17 protein-coding genes are annotated in these 22913 nt (G+C 28.0%); 15 read left to right on the forward strand and 2 right to left on the reverse strand.

What is annotated here, in order from left to right; all coding sequences use genetic code 11:
• Positions 1-134: 134 nt before the first annotated feature.
• From HMPREF9709_RS03625 to HMPREF9709_RS03650, 6 genes are all read left to right on the forward strand, one after another.
• On the forward strand, positions 135-389 hold the full coding sequence (locus tag HMPREF9709_RS03625) for a GlsB/YeaQ/YmgE family stress response membrane protein (protein ID WP_005398017.1): 255 nt from the start codon (positions 135-137) through the stop codon (positions 387-389).
• 131 nt (positions 390-520) lie between these two features.
• On the forward strand, positions 521-1240 hold the full coding sequence (locus tag HMPREF9709_RS03630; protein ID WP_005398019.1) for an ABC transporter ATP-binding protein: 720 nt from the start codon (positions 521-523) through the stop codon (positions 1238-1240).
• A complete protein-coding gene (locus HMPREF9709_RS03635; protein WP_005398021.1) occupies positions 1233-2909 on the forward strand; it encodes a putative ABC transporter permease subunit in 1677 nt (558 codons plus the stop codon). The genes HMPREF9709_RS03630 and HMPREF9709_RS03635 overlap by 8 nt, the downstream gene beginning before the upstream one ends.
• Position 2910: 1 nt before the next feature.
• Positions 2911-4521: a DUF4091 domain-containing protein gene (locus HMPREF9709_RS03640; RefSeq protein ID WP_005398023.1), complete on the forward strand. Its 1611-nt coding sequence runs from the start codon at positions 2911-2913 to the stop codon at positions 4519-4521.
• Between the two features lie 71 nt (positions 4522-4592).
• Positions 4593-5198, forward strand: a complete 606-nt coding sequence (locus tag HMPREF9709_RS03645; RefSeq protein WP_005398025.1) for a hypothetical protein — start codon at positions 4593-4595, stop codon at positions 5196-5198.
• Between the two features lie 198 nt (positions 5199-5396).
• The gene (locus HMPREF9709_RS03650; RefSeq protein WP_005398031.1) at positions 5397-7166 is read left to right on the forward strand and encodes a flavocytochrome c; all 1770 of its coding nucleotides are present in this window, start codon (positions 5397-5399) and stop codon (positions 7164-7166) included.
• A gap of 86 nt (positions 7167-7252) precedes the next feature.
• Here the strand turns inward: HMPREF9709_RS03650 and HMPREF9709_RS03655 are convergent, their stop codons facing one another.
• Positions 7253-7975, reverse strand: a complete 723-nt coding sequence (locus tag HMPREF9709_RS03655; RefSeq protein ID WP_005398033.1) for a DUF3307 domain-containing protein — start codon at positions 7973-7975, stop codon at positions 7253-7255.
• Complete coding sequence (locus HMPREF9709_RS03660; RefSeq protein ID WP_005398034.1) at positions 7959-8624, reverse strand: SatD family protein; 666 nt, start codon at positions 8622-8624, stop codon at positions 7959-7961. Before HMPREF9709_RS03660 ends, HMPREF9709_RS03655 begins: the two co-directional genes overlap by 17 nt.
• Positions 8625-8917: 293 nt before the next feature.
• Here HMPREF9709_RS03660 and HMPREF9709_RS03665 point away from each other — a divergent pair, with 293 nt between their 5' ends.
• From HMPREF9709_RS03665 to HMPREF9709_RS03705, 9 genes are all read left to right on the forward strand, one after another.
• Positions 8918-10570, forward strand: coding sequence for a putative manganese-dependent inorganic diphosphatase (locus tag HMPREF9709_RS03665; protein WP_005398035.1), 1653 nt, complete (start codon positions 8918-8920; stop codon positions 10568-10570).
• A 9-nt stretch (positions 10571-10579) separates the two neighbouring features.
• Positions 10580-12469 carry a 1,4-alpha-glucan branching protein GlgB gene (gene glgB / locus HMPREF9709_RS03670; protein ID WP_005398036.1) on the forward strand — a complete coding sequence of 630 codons (1890 nt, stop codon included), beginning with the start codon at positions 10580-10582 and terminating at the stop codon, positions 12467-12469.
• A 12-nt stretch (positions 12470-12481) separates the two neighbouring features.
• A complete protein-coding gene (locus HMPREF9709_RS03675; protein WP_005398037.1) occupies positions 12482-13621 on the forward strand; it encodes a glucose-1-phosphate adenylyltransferase in 1140 nt (379 codons plus the stop codon).
• A 9-nt stretch (positions 13622-13630) separates the two neighbouring features.
• Positions 13631-14749, forward strand: coding sequence for a glucose-1-phosphate adenylyltransferase subunit GlgD (gene glgD / locus HMPREF9709_RS03680; protein ID WP_005398038.1), 1119 nt, complete (start codon positions 13631-13633; stop codon positions 14747-14749).
• Entirely contained in the window at positions 14750-16174 is a 1425-nt protein-coding gene (gene glgA, locus HMPREF9709_RS03685; RefSeq protein ID WP_005398039.1) for a glycogen synthase GlgA, read from the forward strand.
• Positions 16174-18432, forward strand: a complete 2259-nt coding sequence (locus HMPREF9709_RS03690; protein WP_005398040.1) for a glycogen/starch/alpha-glucan phosphorylase — start codon at positions 16174-16176, stop codon at positions 18430-18432. The genes glgA and HMPREF9709_RS03690 overlap by 1 nt, the downstream gene beginning before the upstream one ends.
• On the forward strand, positions 18433-20271 hold the full coding sequence (gene pulA / locus HMPREF9709_RS03695) for a type I pullulanase (protein ID WP_005398041.1): 1839 nt from the start codon (positions 18433-18435) through the stop codon (positions 20269-20271).
• 8 nt (positions 20272-20279) lie between these two features.
• On the forward strand, positions 20280-21974 hold the full coding sequence (locus HMPREF9709_RS03700; protein WP_005398050.1) for a phospho-sugar mutase: 1695 nt from the start codon (positions 20280-20282) through the stop codon (positions 21972-21974).
• Between the two features lie 429 nt (positions 21975-22403).
• Positions 22404-22910, forward strand: coding sequence for an FHA domain-containing protein (locus tag HMPREF9709_RS03705; RefSeq protein WP_005398052.1), 507 nt, complete (start codon positions 22404-22406; stop codon positions 22908-22910).
• Positions 22911-22913: the final 3 nt, after the last annotated feature.

A 22913-nucleotide genomic window follows, 5' to 3' on the forward strand; every position in this document is an offset into this window, starting at 1 on the left:
ATTGTTTTCAATTTAAAATAACTGGGTACATATTAGTTATAGAAAATAATAATATTATTTAGTTTAGAGATTTAATTTATTGTATTATATTTTCTATTAAACTAGATATTCATAAAAAACATAGGGGATAAATTATGAATTGGATAGTAAGTATTATAGTAGGTGCACTAGCAGGTTGGATTGCTAGTATGATTATGAACAAGGATCAATCAATGGGAGCATTCGCTAATATCATTGTTGGTATTATCGGTGGTGCAATTGGTAACTTTATAGCAACTCAAGTAGGAGTAGCTCCAGTTGGTAGAGAATTCTCCATTGGTGGTATAGCTATTTCAGTACTTGGTGCAGTTATTTTACTATGGATTATTGGTTTAGTAACAAGAAAATAATTATTGTCTAATATATTTTAATCATGTAGGATGTTTAGTTCTACATGATTTTTTTTATTTAAATACATTTATTAAATTTCGAAAATGTGATTTAATATATATGAGTGTATAATTTATATTAGGAGGATTTCATGATTGAAGTAAAAAATCTTAGAAAGGTTTTTGGAGATAAAGTTGCAGTAAATAATATCAGTTTTGATGTAAGAAAGGGAGAAATTTTAGGTTTTTTAGGACCTAATGGTGCTGGTAAGACAACTACAATTAATATGATAGTCGGATTATTGGAGCCAAATGCGGGTGAAATCAGTATTGAAGGGATAGATGCGATTAATGATTCTTATGAAGCAAAGAAAAAGATTGCTTATCTTCCTGACAATCCAGAAGTTTATGAAAATATGACGGGAAGAAAATTTGTTAATTTTATAGGCAATATATTTGAAGTGCCAAAAGAATTGATAGAAGAAAGAACAAAGGAATATGCTAATTTATTTGATTTAATCCCTGATTTGGATGATTTAATTTCGTCATATTCCCATGGTATGAAACAAAAAATTGCACTTATTTCTGCTTTAGTTCATGATCCAGAAGTTTTGATTTTGGATGAGCCGATGGTTGGACTAGATCCAAAGTCTTCATTTAATCTTAAAGAAATATTTAAGCAAAGATGTAAAGAAAATAAATCTGTTTTCTTCTCATCACATGTGATGGAAGTTGTTGAAAAAATTTGTGATAGGATAATAATCATCAATAAAGGCAATATAATCGCACAAGGTACTATTGAAGAATTAAAAGAACACTCAAATTATAAAGGTGATTTAGAACAATTATTCTTGGAGTTAACAAATGAATGATTTAAGAGTTTTGTTAAAGAAAAAATTAGGGTATTACTTTGATTTAAAAGCATTTTTTAATAGTGAAAAAAATGGTAAGAAAATAGCAACAGCTATTTTTGCATCTATTTTTATTTTAATATATTTTGTAATAGCTCAAATGTTTTTATTTGCGATTTATGATATCTTTTTAAAAAATGGTGCACATAAAGAAATAATTATTATCGCAATGGCAGTCTATATATTTTTAATAATAGCATTTTATATGCCTATTTTGATATATAAGACATATTATTCAGATGATGTAAAGATTCTTTTAACATTACCTGTCAAATCAGATAATATCATGTTGAGCAATTTGATATTTTCAAGTTTTTCAGCTATGGCATATTCACTTTTATTTACCTTACCTATGTTGATAAAAGTAGGTAGATATCTGAATAAAAGTATACTATTTTATATAATTGCTTTGATTGCAATTTATCTTGTAACTTCAATTATATTAAGTATAGTATCATTTATTTCTACATTTGTTATGAAATACATTAATAGAAGCGAAACATATAAAAAAATATTGAGATTTATTTCTACACTTATTTTAATGTTAGTAATGATTTTCTTACAAGTTTATATACAAATTATGTTTAGAGATTTTGCATCTTCACAATTAATTGATAAAGCATCAGATTTTACTAATAAAGTATATATTACTATGCCTTATTTGAAACTAATGATAAATGCTTTATTTGCTGATAATGCACTGATAGTTATAATGAATATCTTAGCACTTGCAATTATAGCTGGAGTGCTGTTATATATTATCGTTAAGACTTTTTCAAAGATAATGGTTCAAGGTATTTTATCAGCTGGAAGTGTTAAAAATAAGAGAAACAGAAAGGCTGGAGAGATTAGAAATACTTCAGTTATAAAAGAAATAATGATAAAAGATATAAAAAATATTTTATCTACACCAATATTTTTTATGAATAAATTGCTTGGTGGTGTAATTATTTTAGTATTATTATTTCTTCCAATGTTCACTGGAGAATGGGATAATACAGCGATGCAATCTACTCTTGACATGTTAAGAAGTTTTTTAAATAATTTTAATTTATTAACAATGGGATTGGTTATTTTGGGTGTAATGATAATAACAATGTTTATATCTAATACTTCAGAAACAACCAGTTCAACATTCACAAGAGAAGGAAAGAATATTTGGTTGATGAAATCACTACCAATTAAAGCGACTGATCAGGTAAATGGAAGGATTTTGGCGTCCGTTATTATAACTATATTATCTGGAATTCCAATGTTATTGGCTTTGATGTATTTATTAAGACCAAGTATTTTAGTCATATTAACAATACTTTTAACATTTTTAATTACCATAGTATTTATGAGTACAGTTTGTTTAATCCCTGGGATATTAATAGTTGACACGAAATGGGAAAATCCTTCAAAAGCCATAAAAGGTGCAAAATCATTAATACCTATAGCAATATTTTTTGTGATTGCAATATTAATGGCTGGTTCAGTATATCTAACTGTAGGTTTGGAATTTGATAAAATTGGTGATAGTATTTTTTATATTGCAATATCATGGTTAATGGTGTTTATTATATCAACATTTATATTAAATAAAGTATTAGTAAAACTATATGAAAAAAATTTAAGAAAGATGGACTAAAATGGCGTTATTGTTTAAGATTGTTGATTCAAATTTAAATTTTAATAACATTAATTTAAAAGAATTTAATAATTTAGAAGAAGTAAGTGAACTTAATTCATGGAAGAATGATGTAAATATTATACATGTTTTGGCTTATTCTGATAAAAACACAAATATTAGTTTAGATTTAGAAAAAACATCTGATATAAACTATACAATTTATAGTGTTAAAAAAAGTAAAGTATATGGGGGAGAACCAGTACCACCTATACCACTATATACAGATGAGGATAGAGTAGATTCTTCTGATATATTGATTAAGAAAAATGAAATCAAATTATCAGCAAATGAGTTCCAATCATTTTTTATAGAAATATATATAGATAAAATTTTTCAATTTGATCATACAGACATTAAAATTAAACTTGAGGTTGATTCAAAGATATATTCAAAAAATTTTACAATAAATATTGATGATAAAATTGTAGATTTTTCTTATCACTTTGATATCGAATTATGGCAATATCCTTATAGAGTTGCTGAATACTATAATGTAGAGGCTTTTTCTGAAAAACATCTTGATATTTTAAGACAACATATCAAACCATATAAATCAGTTGGAGGAGAGTTTACAACAGCTACTTTATGTGAAGATGCGTGGGGTGGTCAAACATATGGGAAAGGTGATGTCAAATATCCATCAATGATTAAATGGATCAAGACTTCGAACGGAGTTAACTTTGATTATACAGATTTCGATAAATGGATTGATTTTTGTTTAGAAGAAAATATCGCAAAAAAAATAATTGTATACGGGATGGCTCCTTGGCATCAATCATTTACTTATTATGAAGATGATAAATTAATTTATGAAAAATTTGATTTTGATTCTGAAAAATATATGAATACCTGGAAAATATTCTTGACAGACTTTATTTCTCATCTAGAAGATAAAAATATTTTCGAAAAAATATATTTAGGAATAGATGAACAAGGTTTTTGTAAAGAAGTGTTTGATGCTGTAGAACAAGTAAAAAACTCTAAAGGCGAGACCTTGAAAATTGCTGCAGCAATTGATAACTATACTGCTAATGCAAAATATGCAGAAAAAGTATCACATGTATCAGTATCTATGATAGAGTTTGAAAAAGATAGAGATAGATTTTATAGATTTTTGGATGATAGAAGAAATAAAGGCAAAACTACTTTACTTTATTCATGTGTGGGGCATAAACCTGGAAATTTCTCTTTAAGTCAGCCGGGAGAAACTTATTTTACAATAGTTTCTGCTAGTTTGGCGGATGGATTTTTAAGATGGGCGTATGATGCATGGGTAAAAGATCCTATAAAAGATGCAACTCACAAGTCTTTTGAACCAGGTGATTGTTTCTTAGTTTATCCATCACTTGATGAAAAATATTTACCAAATATATCTATTCGTTTGCTAAAGATAAAAGAAGCTCTATATGATGTATATAAAATTAGAGAAAGACTGAAATACGATAAAGAAACAATAATGTCAGTGCTTAATAATTCCAATACAAAAATAGTTCATAGTACAGATTATTTAAATAAAAACGAAATTAATAAATTAAATGAAGATATCAAGCGTATTAAAGAGCTTTTTTAATTTACTTAATTCTGTTTATTGCTATAATTAAATTAGGTGACGTAGTAATTTTAAAAACTTAGGGGTGAAAAATGAAAATTAAAGCATTATTGTTATCAATCGCAGTATTATTACTTGTGGGATGCAATCAAAAACAAAATAATGAAACTGAAACCAAGCCAGAATCTAATATAGAAACTAAAACAGAAGTAAACAAAGAAAATGATACCAAAGATGAAGATGATATAGCTAATAAAAAGATAAATTTTAAATCATCCGATCTAAAAATTAACGAATATAAATTTGCAGACGGTACAACAGAACAAGAAAAGAAAGAATACACAAGTACAATGAATGAATTGTTTCCTTATGGTGTAGAATGGCAAGTTAAATTGTACAATGACGAAATATCTGCTGATGAATATAAATGGAGTGAAGAAACAATAAAAGATCTAAAATCTACAAATGAACAGCTTCACAAAAAAATAAGTGAAATAATATCTTATTTGAAGAGTGAAGGATTTTACCCAAATCTAAACTCAAGTACATGCCAAATATTTGTAAATGAAAATGAAATTCAAGGTGTTGTGGTATACACTACTTGGATATCTGATACAGATAAAACTGTTAATAATTTTGAAGTTCATATTGCACCAGATAAATCTATAATTGTTGCGGGTATAAAATCTGTAGAATAACTTTTATTAAACAATAGACTGATATCTTTAACTATAATAATGACAGAAGAATCCCTTATATTTATAATACATATCCTGAAGGGTTTAAAATATAGAAATTATATTTCATAAGTTTGCCTTTTTGTTGAAAGTAGTTAATTTTTTTGTTATTATTAAAAATGTCGAAAGGCAAAAATTTAACAAAATTAGGGGGGAAAAGTGGATAGAAGAAAAAGACTACTTTGTATAATATTATCTTTAGTATTTTTGCTTAGTGCATGCACTACAAATAAAGATATGGATACAAAAATAGAAAATTCCGAAAAGATGGGAAAAGCTAAAATCTCTGGACATAATGGAGATATTTCTGTAGAGGTTAACTTTAAGGATGGGAAAATTGATAATATTAAGTCCGAGCATAAAGAAACAGAGGGCTTAGGCTCAAAAGCAATCGATGATTTAACAAAGAAAATTATAGATAATCAAAACCTAGATATAGACATAATTTCAGGTGCTACTGTAACATCTAATGCTTTTATTTCTGCAGTAAAAGAAGCTGTTAAAGATGCGGGTTACAAAACTGAAGATTTTAGTAAAAAAACTGAAAAAGTTACTAAAAAAGAAAAAGAACTTACATATGATTTAGTAGTAATTGGTGGTGGTGGAGCTGGATTTGCCTCAGCAATATCTGCTAAAGAAGAAGGGGTTGAAAAAGTTGCAATATTTGAAAAGCTACCAAATGTTGGTGGTAACACTTTAATATCAGGAGCTGAGTATGCTGCTCCAGCAAATGATTTACAAAAAAAAGAAGGTATCAAAGATAGTCCTGAACTATTTGCGAAAGATGTAGAAAAAGCAGGAGGAAATCCTGAGTTGATAAAATATCTTTCAGAACATGCAACTGAAACTGCTAAATGGTTAGCAGATGATGTAAAAGTTGAATGGTTGGATTCACTAATGTTTTTTGGTGGACATTCTGTTAAAAGATCTTTAATTCCAAAAGGGCATTCAGGAGTTGAGTTAATCAATAAATATCATGCAAAATCAAAAGAATTAGGCATTGATGTACTTACTGAACATAATGTTAAAGAAATTTTGACCAATGATAATAAGGTAGTAGGAGTTAAAGTTGAAACTCCAGATTCAATAATCACTGTACATTCAAAAGCAGTTATTATTGCTTCAGGTGGATTTGGAGCTAATGATAAAATGCTATATAAAAATGATAAAGAAATTGACGATAAGGTATTATCAACAAACAGTCCTGGAGCAACTGGTGATGGTATTGTAATGGCTCAAAAATTGGGTGCCGACACTGTTGATATGGATAAAATCCAGTTATATCCAATATGTGATGTTGAAACAGGAAGATTATTATATGTTGGAGATACAAGATTAGTAGGTGGAGCTTTATTAGTAAATAAAGAAGGTGAAAGATTTGTAGAAGAATTAGCTACACGTAGAGAAATTTCACTTGCAATTAAACAACAAACAGATAATGTGGGATATCTAATTTGGGATGAAAAATCATCAGAGCTAACAGGTACAATTCATTCACATGAAGCTGAAGCTAAGAATTTATACGATCGAGGTTTATTAGTTAAGGCTAATACAATTGAAGAACTTGCTGAACACTTTGGTGTAGATGCAGATAAATTAAAAGCTACAGTAGAAAGTTTTAACAAAAATTCTAAAGAAAATAAAGACCCTGAATTTAATTTACGTATGCTTGGTTGGACAATTGAACAAGCACCATTTTACATGTTAAAAGCTGGTCCAGCTGTACACCATACAATGGGTGGATTAAAGATTAATGTTAATGCTGAAGTTTTAACTAAAGATAATGAAATAATACAAGGTTTATATGCGGCAGGGGAAGTAACTGGCGGTATTCATGGTACAAATCGTTTAGGTTCAGTTGCGCTTGCTGATATATCCGTATATGGAAAACAAGCCGGCGTACAAGCTGCTAAATATATTAAAAAATAAAATTAATTAAAAAGTTAGAGAAATTTAGTGTAGAAAAGATTTAATATCTTAAACACTAATTCTCTAACTTTTTTTATAATCTTATATTAAATAATCATTAAGTAAAAAACGATTATTGCATAAAGTATGCTATATAATGTACCTATTAAATAATACTCAGCAAATCGTTTATTTTCTTCTATTTCCTTAAATCTTGCGATGGATTTTGCTGTATAAATTAACCCGATAGCACTGACTTGTCCCATTGAAAGAAAAATTATTGATAAAATTCTTTCTAGTGAACCGATTAATGCACCAGCGCCAATCTCTGTTTCTGTATCAACTGATTTAATATTATATTTCTTAAAACCAATTTTAAATAGTATATTTGCCGGTTTTGTAACCAGTACTAAAATAAGAATCCAATTTAATATTGTTCTATCAATAATTAATTTTGAAATTACAAAAAATTGTTTTTTAAATAGAATTTCTGTAAAAAGTAATATTACAAAAATGTGAAGAAATTGATCTACTAAAAATAATTTTAATTCTTGTCTACTATTTTTTATTGAGATCTTACTTTTAATTATATCGATTAAATAATGTGATACTACAATGATTAAAATGGTCAATAATCCTATCACAACTGTATTATATTTTATAAAAAGTATAACTGGTAAAATAAGTAATGCTGCATGGGTTAAAATATGCTTAGTTAGATGTTTTTTACTTTTTAATTTCATATCTGAAATTTCTTGGCTCTGTAGTTGAAAATCACCTAAAAAATGTATTATTAAAAGGATTATGGTTATATCACTCAACATATTCATAATTGTCCTCCAAAATTTTTGTGATTTGATTTCTTGCGTGTAAATATATTTTTATATTACCCAAAGATAATCTTTTACTTAAGCTACTTTGGGATATTTTCATTTTCTTTGCTAAATTTTGCTGATTAAAGTTTTCTTTATAGATGTCTTCATTTAACATTGCTTGAAAAGTCTCTTTTTGTAAATCAGTCCACTGATCTTTTATTGTTTCAGAAAGTAAAAAGATTGTATTGATAATCTCATCTATATCTTCTTCTTCGCTTTTAAAATATATATTACTTCTACCACTGTAATTGTTATTATAGATATATTCTATAGCGGCTCTTGCATACCAAAAAGCTTCACCATCAGATCCTATGCTCAGTATAGGGTTTATTTGGGTGCTTATTTCTCCATAACCTATTCCGATTCTAAATTCATGGGGGATTAACAGATACAATTCATCTAATATTTTCATTAAATTATTATCTAGTTTCAATATCGCCTGGAATTCATCTCCAATCGTCAATGTAAAATTGGAAATAATGGTTTCTTTATATTTTTTATTTAAATTATTAAATATTTGTTTTAAGTTTTCTTGAAAAACATTTCTATTTTCTATTTTTTTTGATTGAATTAAATCGCCAATGATGGCTATATATTTGTTCATAATATATCCTTTCCTTAAATAAGGAAAATTTATATTTTTTCCGTATTTAAGACAAATATAAAAAATTGTGTTGATTTGCATATTTTTGTTATAATTTCCTCAAATAAGGAAATTATCGATTATTTCCTTATATATGGAAATAATATAATAAACAATATATTTTGTCAATAATTATATTATTAACTATTGAAATTATGCGAAATGCAGCAATTATAATATTCTTTGTGGATAAGTATTTTGCAATTGTTTACAGAGAATATTTATGTTAAAATATTTGTATAAAGGAGAAATCGATGAAAAACAAAATTTATATAACAGGACATAAAAATCCAGATACTGATTCAATAGCTTCAGCTATTGTTTATTCAGATTTGAAAAGTAGGATAGACAGTGACAATGAATATGTGCCGATAAGACTTGGGGATTTAAATCTTGAGTCAAAATGGGTTTTAGAAAAATGGCATCAAGATGCACCTAAATATGTTGAAAACTTAAAACAAAAAGTTGAAGATTTAGGATTAGTAAAACCATTGACAATTAAAGATAATATTTCAATCTATCAAGCAGCAAACTATTTGCAACCAAGAAATATATCATTTTTACCAATAGTTGATGATGAAGGTAGATTAAAAGGGATAGTTACACTTTCAAACTTGACAAAATCATATATGGATGTTTGGGATGATGTTATTTTATGGAGAGCCGGTACAAAAATTGAAAATATTGTAGAAGTGCTTTCAGGTGAAATAGTACATTTACCAGAAAATCCGAATAAATTTGATGGAAGGATGTTGGTATACGCTTCTCAAGTTGACGAAGAGGGACATTCCAAAGAAGGAGACATTTTAATTGTTGGTAATAGACTTGACTCTCAACGTGAAGCGATTGAAAGAAAAGTTGGTATACTTATTGTTTCTTCAGGACATAAAGTTGAAGATGATATTTTGCAAAAAGCTAAAGAAAACAATGTAACTGTCTTAACGACAAAATATAATTCATTTATGGCAGCTAGATTGCTACCTCAAGCAATACCAGTTTCATATGTTATGACAACTGATAATTTACAATATTTCAAGCCAGAGGAATATCTTGAGGATGTAAGTAGAAAAGTCAAAAATACAAGATTTAGAAATTTCCCAATTGTAAATGACGACTTAGTTGTTATCGGTGAATTAAATCGAAATGATTTACTATTTGATAAGAAAAAACAACTTATACTTGTGGATCACAATGAAAGCAATCAATCAATTGATGATAGAGATAATGTAGAAATTCTTGAAATTATTGATCATCATAGGGTTGCAAACATTCATACCAATTCTCCAATTTACTTCAGAAATGTACCAGTTGGATGTACATCTACAATTTTAGCAATGATGTATAAAGAATATGGTCTTACACCAAGTAAAGAAATGGCTGGATTAATGGCATCAGCTATAATCTCAGATACTTTACTATTTAGATCACCAACTACAACAGAAGTAGATAAGAAAATATTAAGAGAATTAGCAGAAATTGCAGAAATTGATTTAGAAGCATATGGTGAAGAAATGTTTTCTGCAGGTACATCACTTGAAGGTGTAAGTGTAACAGATATACTTATGACTGATTCAAAGAAATTTGAAATTGAGGATAAAAATGCTAGAGTTTCACAAGCATTTACAACAAATTTAGATTCTGTAGAAAAATTTATTGATGAAATAATTACATCAATGACTAATGTAAATAACAACGAAAAGACTGATGTCTTTGCATTATTTATAACTGATATATTTAATGAACAATCATTAGTTATAACAGTTGGAAAATTAAATGAAGTTATTGCGAACGAATTTGGAGTTGAATATAAAGAAAAAGGATACCTTGTAAAAGATTTATTATCAAGAAAAAAACAATTCATACCAGCACTAACACGAGCTGTTAGCAAAATTAAAGAAGAAGAATGAGGATGAATTATGAACGCATATTTTAGACGTGATTTAGATGAGGAAATCTATTTATTTAATGAAGGTAAAAACTATGAATCTTATGAGTTCTTAGGAGCTCATAAGTATCAATACCAAGGAAAAACATGGTTAAGTTTTTGCGTATGGGCACCAAATGCAAGAGAAGTTTTTCTTATGGGGGATTTTAATGGATGGCATGATCATAATTTAAGGATGAGTAATATTAATAATTCTGGAATTTGGAATATCTGTATTGATGAATTCCAGGATTATCAAAATTATAAATACAGAATTATCACTCCTGATTTTAGATCCATTATCAAATCTGATCCATATGCATTTTATTCTGAATTTAGACCTGGTACTGCAAGTAAAATTTATGATTTTCGGGGTTTTCAATGGTCAGATAAATCATATATGAAAAAAAGATTAAAAAAGGATCATCAACATAAACCAATGTCAATATATGAAGTACATTTAGGTTCCTGGATGAGACATTTTAACAATGATTATTATACTTATATGGACTTATGTAAAGTATTACCAGACTATGTAAAGAGTATGGGCTACACTCACGTTGAAATTATGCCTCTAACAGAGTATCCATTTGATGGCTCTTGGGGATATCAAGTAACTGGATATTTCTCAGCTACATCAAGATATGGGGATCCAAAAGGTTTAATGAAATTAATTGATGAATTTCATAAAAGAGGTATAGCGGTTATTTTAGATTGGGTACCGGTACATTTTGCAAAAGATGATAGCGGTTTACGTTTATTTGATGGTACAGCTTTATTTGAAAAAGCTGACCCTTATAGAGCTGAAGTAGAAGGTTGGGGTACTTTGTACTTTGATTTTGGGAAACAACAAGTTAGAAACTTCCTGATTTCTTCAGCATTGTTTTTCCTTAAATACTTCCATGTAGATGGATTAAGAGTTGATGCTGTTTCAGCTATGCTTTATTTAACTTATGGAGGAAAAAATTTAGTTAATGAATTTGGTGGAGATCACAATCTTGAAGCAATTGAATTCGTTAAAGAATTAAATTCAGTTGTGCATTTATATCATTCAGATACTGTTATGATAGCAGAAGAATCAACAGCTTTTCCAAATCTTACAAAACTTGTTGATCAAGATGGTCTAGGTTTTGATTTTAAATGGAACATGGGATGGATGAATGATACACTAAAATACTTCGAGAAAGATCCAATAGATAGAAAATATCATCACGATAAGTTGACTTTTTCTATAACATATTGCTTTAGTGAAAATTTCATTTTACCATTTTCACATGATGAAGTAGTACATCTTAAGAAGTCAATGATATCTAAAATGCAAGGTGATTATTATACTAAATTTAGAGCTTTGAGAGCATTATACGCATATCAATATGCTCATCCTGGAAAGAAACTTATGTTTATGGGGGATGAGATTGGAGTTTTTGATGAATGGAATGAAAACAAAGAATTATCTTGGTTAGTTCTAAATTATGACAATCATAAATATTTACAAGAGTTTGTTAAAAATCTAAATGAAATTTATAAAAAAGAAAAACCACTACATCAAATCGATGATTCATATGATGGTTACAATTGGCTAGAATTAGACAATGCCGATGAAAATATTATAGCTTTTGAGAGAATAGATAAGGATGGAAACAAGGTAATTTGCTTCTTTAATTTCTCACCTGTTTATAGGACTAATTATAGATATGGAGTGGATGAGAAAGGAATATATAAAATAATTCTTAATTCCGCTCATAGAAAATATGGTGGTGAAATACAAAGAAATACACCTATATATTCGAAAGAAATACCACACAAAGATAGACCATATTCAATAGAAATTGATCTACCTTCATATCAAGCTTTGTTTATTAAATTAAGTACAAAAAAATAACAGGAGGGAAAAATGGCTTCAAAAAATGAAATGGTAGCAATGCTACTTGCAGGAGGACAGGGAAGTAGACTTAAATCACTAACAGCTCATACAGCAAAACCCGCAGTTCCGTTTGGAGGAAAATATAAAATAATTGATTTTGCAATTTCAAATGCTGCAAATTCAGGTATTGACAATATTGGTATTTTAACTCAATATAAACATTTTTACTTAAACGAACATATTGGTTTAGGACAAGCGTGGGATTATGACAGATTAAAAGGTGGACTAAAAACACTATCTCCTTATTATACTGAAGATGGAGGAAGATGGTATAAAGGAACTGCAAATGCTATATATGAAAATATCGATTATTTGGATAATATTGCACCTCAATATGTTCTGATATTATCAGCGGATCATATATATAAAATGGATTATGATAAAGCATTACAATTCCATAAGGATAATAATGCCGATGTCACTATTGCTGTAATGGAAGTTGATTGGGATGAGGCGAGTAGATTTGGTATCATGAATACAGATGAGACTGATCAAATTATAGAATTTGAAGAAAAACCAAAAGAACCAAAGAGCAATTTAGCATCTATGGGAATATATATATTTAATTGGAATGTTTTAAGATCAGCTTTAATTGAAGATTATAACAATAAAGAATCTTCATATGATTTTGGACATGATGTTATCCCAATGCTTTTAAATGAAGGCAAAAAGATGATGGCATATAGATTTAAGGGATATTGGAAAGATGTAGGTACAGTGAAGTCATATTGGGAAGCAAATCTTGATTTAATCAAGGATGAAAGTGGTCTTGATATTTACGATACAAAATGGAAAATAAACACCACTTCTAAAAACTTACCTCCACAATACATAGGTAAAAATGCTAAAATCACAAATTCCTTAGTCAATGAGGCGTGCCAAGTTTATGGTATTGTAGAAAATTCTGTATTATTTGACCAAGTGACTATTGAAGAAGGTGCTGAAGTATATAATTCAGTCATTTTACCTGGTACAATAATCTCAAAAGGATGTATTATCCATAATGGTGTGACAAATCCTAATGTGTATCTAAAAGAAAATACAAAAGTTGGTACTAGAGGTTCAGACAAAGTTTATCTAATTCAAAAAGATAAGATTACAGAAGAGTAGGAGATTATTATGAAAAAATTAATGGGAATAATTAAATCAGGTATTAACACTAGTGCCTATAATGCTCTATTAAACACAAGACCAGATTATATGCTACCTTTTGGATCAAGATATAGAGTTATAGACATTACACTTTCAAATTTTTCAGAACATGGCATTACAAATGTCCTATTACATGGTAGCCAACATATAAGATCAACACTTGACCATGTTGGTAATGGGAAGCATTGGGAAATGGATAAAAGACAAAATGGACTTGTGATTAGTTCACCTACAACTAGTGAAACAGATATTAGAAATAGAAGAATCGCCTCTTATTATGATTCTCTACCATTTGTTGAAGACAGTCCATGTGAACATGTGTATATTGCAAATCCTATGTTAATCGCAAGGATAGATATAACATCAATTTATAAAAAATACTGTGAGGGAGATTATGATGTAATTTTCCTTTATAGAAAACAAGAGGATCCTACTGGAAGATATTTAAATGCTAGAAAAGTTATCTTTGATAAAGAAGGAAATGTAGAAAATATCGGTGTTAATTTAGGTACAAAAAATGTATTTAATTTATTTATGGATCATATAATAATTAAAAAAGAAGTTTTTAAAGAAGTAATCACAGAAGCAATGGAAACAGAAAATGCATTTACACTTTCTGAATCTATTATAAATAATAAAGATAGACTAAAAATCGGTGTATATGAAATAAAAAATCATGTTGAATACATTAGAGATTTAAATTCTTATTATTTAGCAAATCTAAATTTATTGAATCCTGGTATATATGCAGACTTATTCTTATTTGGATCAGGCATTTTGACAAAAAATAAGGATGAACCTTCTACACTATATCAAGAAGGTAACAATGTAACAAACTCTATAGTTGCAAATGGTTCTATCATTGCAGGAGAAGTATCAGATTCTGTTATATTTAGAGGTGTTCAAATAGGTAAAAATGCTATAATTAAAAATTCAATAATATTTGAAGGTGCAAAGATTGGGGATGGAGCAATAATCGTTAACTCAATTGTTGATAAAAAATCAGTAATTAAAGATGGAGTTTTTGTACAAGGGACAAAAAACAATCCTTATGTTGTTCCTAAGAAATCAGTATTGGAGAAGTAAATGAATATATTATACGTTACTAGTGAATCTACTCCTTTTATAAAAACGGGAGGTTTAGCAGATGTCGCAGGTTCACTTCCAAAATATATTAAGAAACAAGGACATGATATTAGGGTAGTCTTACCTTTATATTCTCAAATCGAAGAAGAATTTAAGAAAAAATTAAAATATCTAAAATATGTATATATTGATATAGCCTGGATGCATAGATATTGTGGAATATTTGAAATTGAATATGATGGTGTAACTTACTATCTACTGGATAATCAAGATTATTTCAATAGGCCAAAAGTTTATGGAGAATTTGATGATGCTGAAAGATTTATTTTCTTTTCTAAAGCAGCAGCTCTTCTTCCAAAAATACTAGAGTTTCCAGTTGATGTTATCCATACTAATGATTGGCATTCAGGATTAGTGCCAGTTTATGTGAATGATTTTAGAACAGGTGATGACTTTTATAAAGATGTGAAAACTGTTTATACAATTCATAATCTTAAATATCAAGGTATTTTCGATGGTTCCGTATTTCATATGACTGGCCTTGATGTAAAATACATGAATTACAATGATTTAGAGCATCATGAAGCTATAAATTTTATGAAAGGTGGAATTGTACATTCTACTAAATTTAACACAGTTTCAAAGACATATGCACAAGAAATAAGAACTGAATTTTTTGGTGAAGGCTTAGATCCAGTTATTAATTTCCATTCACACAAATTATCAGGTATAGTAAATGGTTTAGATTTCGATGTATGGAATCCTGAAACAGATAAATTAATTTATAAGAATTATAATAATAAAACTTATAAATTAAAAGCAGAAAATAAGAAATATTTACAAAAGAAATATGGATTGCCAGTAAGAGAAGATGTGCCATTAATTGGTATGGTTACAAGACTAACATCAATGAAAGGGCTAGAAATATTAAGATTTGTATTTGAAGAATTAATACAAGAAGATATTCAATTTGTAGTACTTGGTACAGGAGAATATGAATATGAAGAAATGTTTAAATACTTTGAATATAAATATCCTGATAAAGTGGCAGCAAGGATATACTTCAATGCAGAAGAATCTAATCAAATTTATGCAGCATCAGATTTATATATGATGCCATCCATTGCTGAACCTTGTGGTATTTCTCAATTGATTGCCATGAGATATGGATCCTTGCCAATTGTCAGAGAAACAGGTGGATTAAAAGATACTGTTGAACCATATAATAAGTATGAAAATACAGGTACTGGATTCACTTTTGCAAATATCAATGCTCATGACTTACTGTTTAAGACAAAAGAAGCAATTCAATTGTACTGTAATGATAGAGAAAAATTTAATATTTTAATAGAAAATGCTATGAAATCTGATTTTGATTGGGAAAGATCTTCACAAGAATATATTGAACTATACAGGAGTTTATAGTGAAAAAATATGATGAATTAGAAAATCAAATAGAAGGAAATCTATATGAACTTTTTGCTAAAGATTTTTCTACAGCTAGAGAAGGCGAAATTTTCGCCTCTCTTGCTAATAGTATTAGAAGATTTATTGGGAAAAAGTGGTTTGAGACATATAGAGATAATATAAAAAATAAAGTTATTTATATTCTTTCTTATGAGTATACAATTGGTGATCAATTATTAAAAAATTTAATAAAATTAGACTTCTTAGAAGAAACTAAAGAAGTGTTAAAGTCAAAAAATATTGACTTTGATGAAATCAGAGAAAAAGATATAGAATTTGCTTTAGGTTTTGGAGACATGGGGGATTCTACCCAAAAATTTGTCGAATTACTTACAGCAAAAAAAGAAAATGTATATGCTTATGGTTTAAGATACAGAAGGGGGATGTTAAAACAAGAAATTGTACAGGGTGAACAGATAGAAAAACCTGATGATTGGCAAATAAACAAAAATCCTTGGGAACACGAAAAAGGATTTAGTCATTTTGTTAATTTTAAAGATTTTTCTGTAAAAGCTATACCTTATGATATCCCAATATTATCAAATGATGGAGAATATGTAAACACATTAAGATTATGGAAAAGTTTTTCTATAAATGATTTGGATTTTCAAATGTTCTCAAATGGACAAATATTAGATTCATATGATGAGATAAATAGAGCTAATTCTATCGTTGAATTTTTATATCCAAGTGAAAACAATAAAGAAGGATTAAAACTTCGATTAATGCAGGAGTATTTCTTTGCAAGCTCTTCTATGCAAGATATTTTCAAGAAATTTAAGAAATATCAAGGTAACAATATACTTGAGATGGATAAACATATTAAAATTCAGATACATGATGTACATCCAGTGCTTGCAATGCTTGTATTTATTGATTTAGCAATGGGAAAATATGAACTATCATTTGAGGAATCATTAAATATCGCAAAAAAAGTGTTTGTATTTCTTCATGCATCACTATTACCAGAATCATTCCAAGCGTGGGATATTAATTTAATAGGTGAGGTTTGTCCAAATATATTGGATATCATATTTAAACTTGATAAACATATAAAAGCAGAATTCTTATCATCTGAAAGGGATTTTGATTATCCTCTTTTAATTATTAAGGATGGTTATGTTGATTTGTTAAACATTGCTTATTATATATCTAATAGTGTTATAACGGTAAGTGATGCACATATTGATTTGATAAAGCACAAATATATGAAAGATCATTATAAGAGATATAACTATAAAATGTACAATCTTAATGTACCATTTGATGGTAAACAATATATTAAAGAAATTTATCCAGAATATAAATATAATCCTGAATCTAATGGTTATGTCGACTTTGATTTTTATAAAAAAGTTAAAATGGAAAAGAAAATTAAGATGTTAGATCATCTCAATATAGATAAAAATTTAATCAATATGAATTCCGCATTTGTTTCACATCTTGGAGTTTTTCATGAATATAAAAGACAAATGCTTTCCGTATTAGGTGTTGCACTGCAATACTTTAGATTAAAGAGAAATCCAAATTTAGATTTACCTGAAAGGACATATTTATTTGGAGGTAAGACTTATCCTAATTACTATATTGCAAAAGAAACTATTAAATTTATCAATGAATTAGCAAATCAAATAAATAATGATTTATTTATTAAAGACAAGATTAAGATTGTATTTATTGAAAATTATAATTTAACTAAATCTAATATAGTAATTCCTGCAACTGACATATATCAAAAATTAGGTATTTTTTCAATGCAATCGGATGATTATGGTTTGGATAGAGCTATACTAAATGGTTCAGCTATAGTCAGCACAAATAGCTATTTTGATGATAATATTCTTAATAAAAATGATGTTAAATCATATACATTTGGTGACAGTAAAGATGACATGATATTTAGTAATAATTATAATTTGTATGAATTCTTAGAAAACAATCCAGAAATAGAGGATTTATTTAATTTCTATAGAAGTTTACCAATGAGTACATTTCCATATGATATAGATAAAATTTATAATTCGATATATTACTTCAATGATGAAAATCACATTATTAAGGATTTATATGAATACACTGATACATTAGAAAAGGCAATAAAAGATTATTCTGATGAAAAATTATGGTATAATAATTGTCTGTATAATGCTGAAAAAGTATTATCTTTAAATGATAAAAATTATTTAGAAAAATATATTGAAATTATGGAGAAATAAATGACAGAAGTAAAAAACTATTTAGACGATATAAAACTAGGATTAACATATACGCCTGAAAAGTCAACTATTAGAGTGTGGGCACCATCACAAGATAATATAATTTTATGTTTATATGACACTTACAATACTCAAAAACGTGATGAGTTTGAAATGAAAAAAAACATTTACGATGTTTTTGAATACTCACTTGAAGGTGATATGGAGGGTAAATTTTATACTTTTCTAATTGGAAATCAAGAAGTTGTTGATCCTTATGCATTTGCAAGCTCTGCGAATAGCAAAAGAGCAGCTGTTATCGATTTAGAGAAATCTAATCCTGAAGGTTTTAAGGAACATGAAATACCATTTAATGATAAAGATAAAGCAATTATTGTAGAAACTCATGTTGCCGATATTTCCATAGATGTTACTTCGGGGGCAGAAAATAGGGGATTGTTTTTAGGTTCAAGTCAAGAGGGGACAAAATATAATAATTATAGTACGGGTATTGATCATTTTAAGGATTTAGGTGTTACTCATGTTCACTTATTACCAGTTACAGACTATTTAACAGTTAATGAGTTAAAACCTCTATCACAATATCCTGATAACTACAACTGGGGATATGATCAAGAGCTATACAACAATATTGAAGGTTCTTTTTCAACTTCGCCAAATGATCCTTATAGTAGAATAAGAGAGTTTAAGACATTTATACAAAGGTATCATGAAAATGGGATGTCAATTGTTCTAGATGTTGTATATAATCATACCTTTAGATCAAAAGACTCACCTTTTAATGTTATCGAACCTAATTATTACTATAGATTAGAAAACGGTTATTTCTCAAATGGGTCAGGTTGTGGTAATGAGTTTGCATCAGATACTCAAATGGGAAGAAAATTTATTGTTGACTCACTATGCTATTTAGCGAAAGAGTACAAAATAGATGGATTTAGATTTGATCTAATGGCTTTAACTGATATCGATACAATTATGTTAGCTAAAGAAAAACTTAGAGAAATAAATCCAAATATTCTTATATATGGTGAGCCATGGATGGCTTTATCTTCACCTTTAGCTTATGAAAAGCAAATTGTTATAGGAGCTCAAAAAGATAAAGGTTTTGCTATTTTTAATCCATTTTTCAGGGATGCCATAAAGGGAGACAATGATGGTAGTGAAAGAGGGTATATTCAAGGTGAGTATTATTATAAGAAAAATATTCAAAATGGGATAATTGGATCGGTTGGATTAAAAAATAATAAGGGAGAGTCATTCGCTAATCCTTTAGAATCAATCAACTATTTTAATGCACATGACAATCTAATTTTTTATGATAAATTAGTAAAATCAGATGTAAAAGAGAGTGAAATTAAGGATATCACATATATGGCTTTTTCTCTATTAATGACTAGCCAGGGGTTACCATTCTTCCATTCTGGAAATTCATTTTTAAGAAATAAAAAGGGCAATCATAATTCATATAATGCTCCAGCTGATGTAAATGGAATTGATTGGGCGTTGAAAGAAAAAAATTATGATTTGTTTACTAAGATTAAGGAATTAATTTCATTAAGAAAAGAATTGGGTATATTTAATCTGAAAACTGAAAATGAAGTAAGAGAAAAGATTGAATTTTTAAATGATTTAAAAGATTCACTAATTGCATATACAATAAAAGGTGAGACAGATAATTATCTAATAATTCATAATTTTGGTAATTCTTCTGAAGAAATACCTATGTTTGAAGATATGGATAAATTAAATCTGATTTGGAAAAATAAAAGAATAGATGAAACTGTAACAACAATTGAGATTGAAAAATACACAACAAATATTTACAAAATTTTATAGGAGGAAATATGGATTATAAGTCAGTATATAACGAATGGCTAAATAACAGCTATTTCGACGAAGAAACCAGAAAAGAAATTTTATCTCTTGAAGGTAATGAAGTAGAAATAGAAGATAGATTTTATCAAAATCTAAAATTTGGTACTGCTGGTTTAAGAGGTAAAATTGGAGCAGGTACAAATAGAATGAACAAATACACTGTTTCACTTGCAACTCAAGGGCTTGCTGATACAATTAATGAATATGGTCAAGAAGCAATGCATAGGGGAGTTGCTATTTCTCATGATGTAAGACATAAATCTAGAGAATTTGCAGAAATTACTGCTTCTGTTTTGGCGGCTAATGGAATAAAAGTATTTATTCATAAGGATATAACTCCAACTCCATTACTTTCATATACAATAAGAAAATTAGGAACAATTTCTGGTGTTATGATTACAGCATCACATAATCCAAGAGAGTATAATGGCTATAAAGCATATTGGGAAGAAGGATCTCAAATTTTAGATGATATTGCTAATAAAATTTTAGAAAACATTGAAAAAGTTGGTGATTACAGCAATGTTAAAATGATGGATTACAATGAGGGCTTAAACAAAGGAATTATTGAAATTGTTGATCAAAATGTTATTGATTCATATTTCCGTGATGTATTAAATCTTTCTATTGAAGATGAAAATATTGATAAGAGCATTAACATTGTCTATTCTCCATTAAATGGTACTGGTAGAGAGCTAATTACAAAGATTCTTAAAGAAAGAGGATTTGAAAATGTTCATGTAGTTAAAGAACAAGAAATGCCAGATCCAGATTTTACTACAGTTGGTTATCCAAATCCAGAAGATCCTAAAGCATTTAAGCTTTCTGAAGAATTAGGTAGAGAAGTTGGTGCGGAATTATTAATAGCAACTGATCCTGATGCAGATAGAACGGCACTTGAAGTAAGGGATAAAGAAGGTAACTACATTTTCTTAACTGGTAATGAAATTGGTACTTTACTAACAAATTACATTCTTTCAAGACTTTATGAAAGAGGAGAATTACCTGAAAATCCAGTGATAGTTAAATCAATTGTAAGTTCAGATTTACCTGATAAAATAGCTAAAAAATATGGTGTTGAAAGCGAAAATGTGTTAACTGGTTTCAAAAATATTTATGCTCCAGCTAACGAATGGGATAAGACAAAAGAAAAGACTTTTGTGTTTGGTTATGAAGAAAGTATAGGATATTCATATGGTTCCAATGTAAGGGATAAGGATGCCGTTTCATCTGCGATGATGATTGCTGAGATGGCTGCATACTATAAAGCTCAAGGCAAATCTTTATTAGATGTGCAACAAGAGCTTTATGATGAATTTGGATATCACGGTTCAAAACTTATTTCAATCGTTTTAGAAGGATTAGATGGGCAAAAATTAATTGGTAGAATTATGGAAGATTTTAGAAATAATCCTATTAAAGAAATTAATGGTCATAAATTGGTAGAAGTAATTGATTATGCAAATGATGAAACAGGTCTACCTAAATCAAATGTAATGAAATATATTTTAGATGATGGTTCATGGTATGTTTTAAGACCATCTGGTACTGAACCAAAGATTAAATTATATATTTATTCAAACGCAGAAACTAAAGAAGCTGGGGATAATATGGTTAATGCTATATTTGAAGCCGCAAATGGGAAGATTAGGGAAACAGAGTAATAAAAAAGCAAAAAAAGATAAAAAAGCAAAAAAAGATAAAATTTATATGTCGCTACTCCGCGGCAAATAAAAAGTCAGAAAAATAGTTTTGGTTATCTAAAGCTATGTGGTCTGACTTTTTATTTTTGCTCGTTTTACGCGAAAAATTATAAATTTTATCTTTTTTTTACGCGAAATTGTGTGGGGCTAGGGTGTTTGTTGATTATTTTGAAGTATATATGAAATGATTGATGGAAAATTGTATTTAAAAAAATTGTATTTAAAAAATTAATAATTTTGAGAAAGAGGGTTAGAGTTAAATCTAACTCTTTTTTTAATAATTTCTTAATAATTACTTTATAAGATTGTAAAGTAAGGTGTGTTGTTCATTATTATGTAATTTGATATAATTATTTTAAATTAGAATAAATAAAAGTAACAGGAGAAAAAATGAGAGAGATAGTTAATGGATTACGTAATGTATTCTTCACAGATTTTATTGGTGATTTGAATTTGTATACAATCATTTCTTCAGTGTTTAAGTTTGTTTTTGTATTTATCGTTCTTTATTATATTTATATTATTGTTAAATTGATTATTCTTGATATTAAAAATATTGATTTAGTAAATAAGGTAGAGAAGGCGTATATTACATTTATTGATCATGGAGAGCAAAGAAAGTATTTATTAGAAAATTTAACTACAATTGGTAGAAGTTTTTCAAATGATATTGTACTGGATAGTAAGATTGTGTCAAAACATCATGCGGATATAAAAAAATCAGATGGTAGTTATTATATTATTGATTTAAATTCTTCAAATGGTACTAAGTTAAATGGAGAGTTTGTTGAGAAAAATTTAGAGTTATTAGATAAAGATGTCATTGAAATAGGTGATTATAAATTATATTATTCACTTGAAATACAAGATATTGAAAAATATAAAGAAGAAATATAGGAG

Origin of the sequence: Helcococcus kunzii ATCC 51366 (genome assembly GCF_000245755.1) — a bacterium.
GTDB lineage: Bacteria > Bacillota > Clostridia > Tissierellales > Peptoniphilaceae > Helcococcus > Helcococcus kunzii.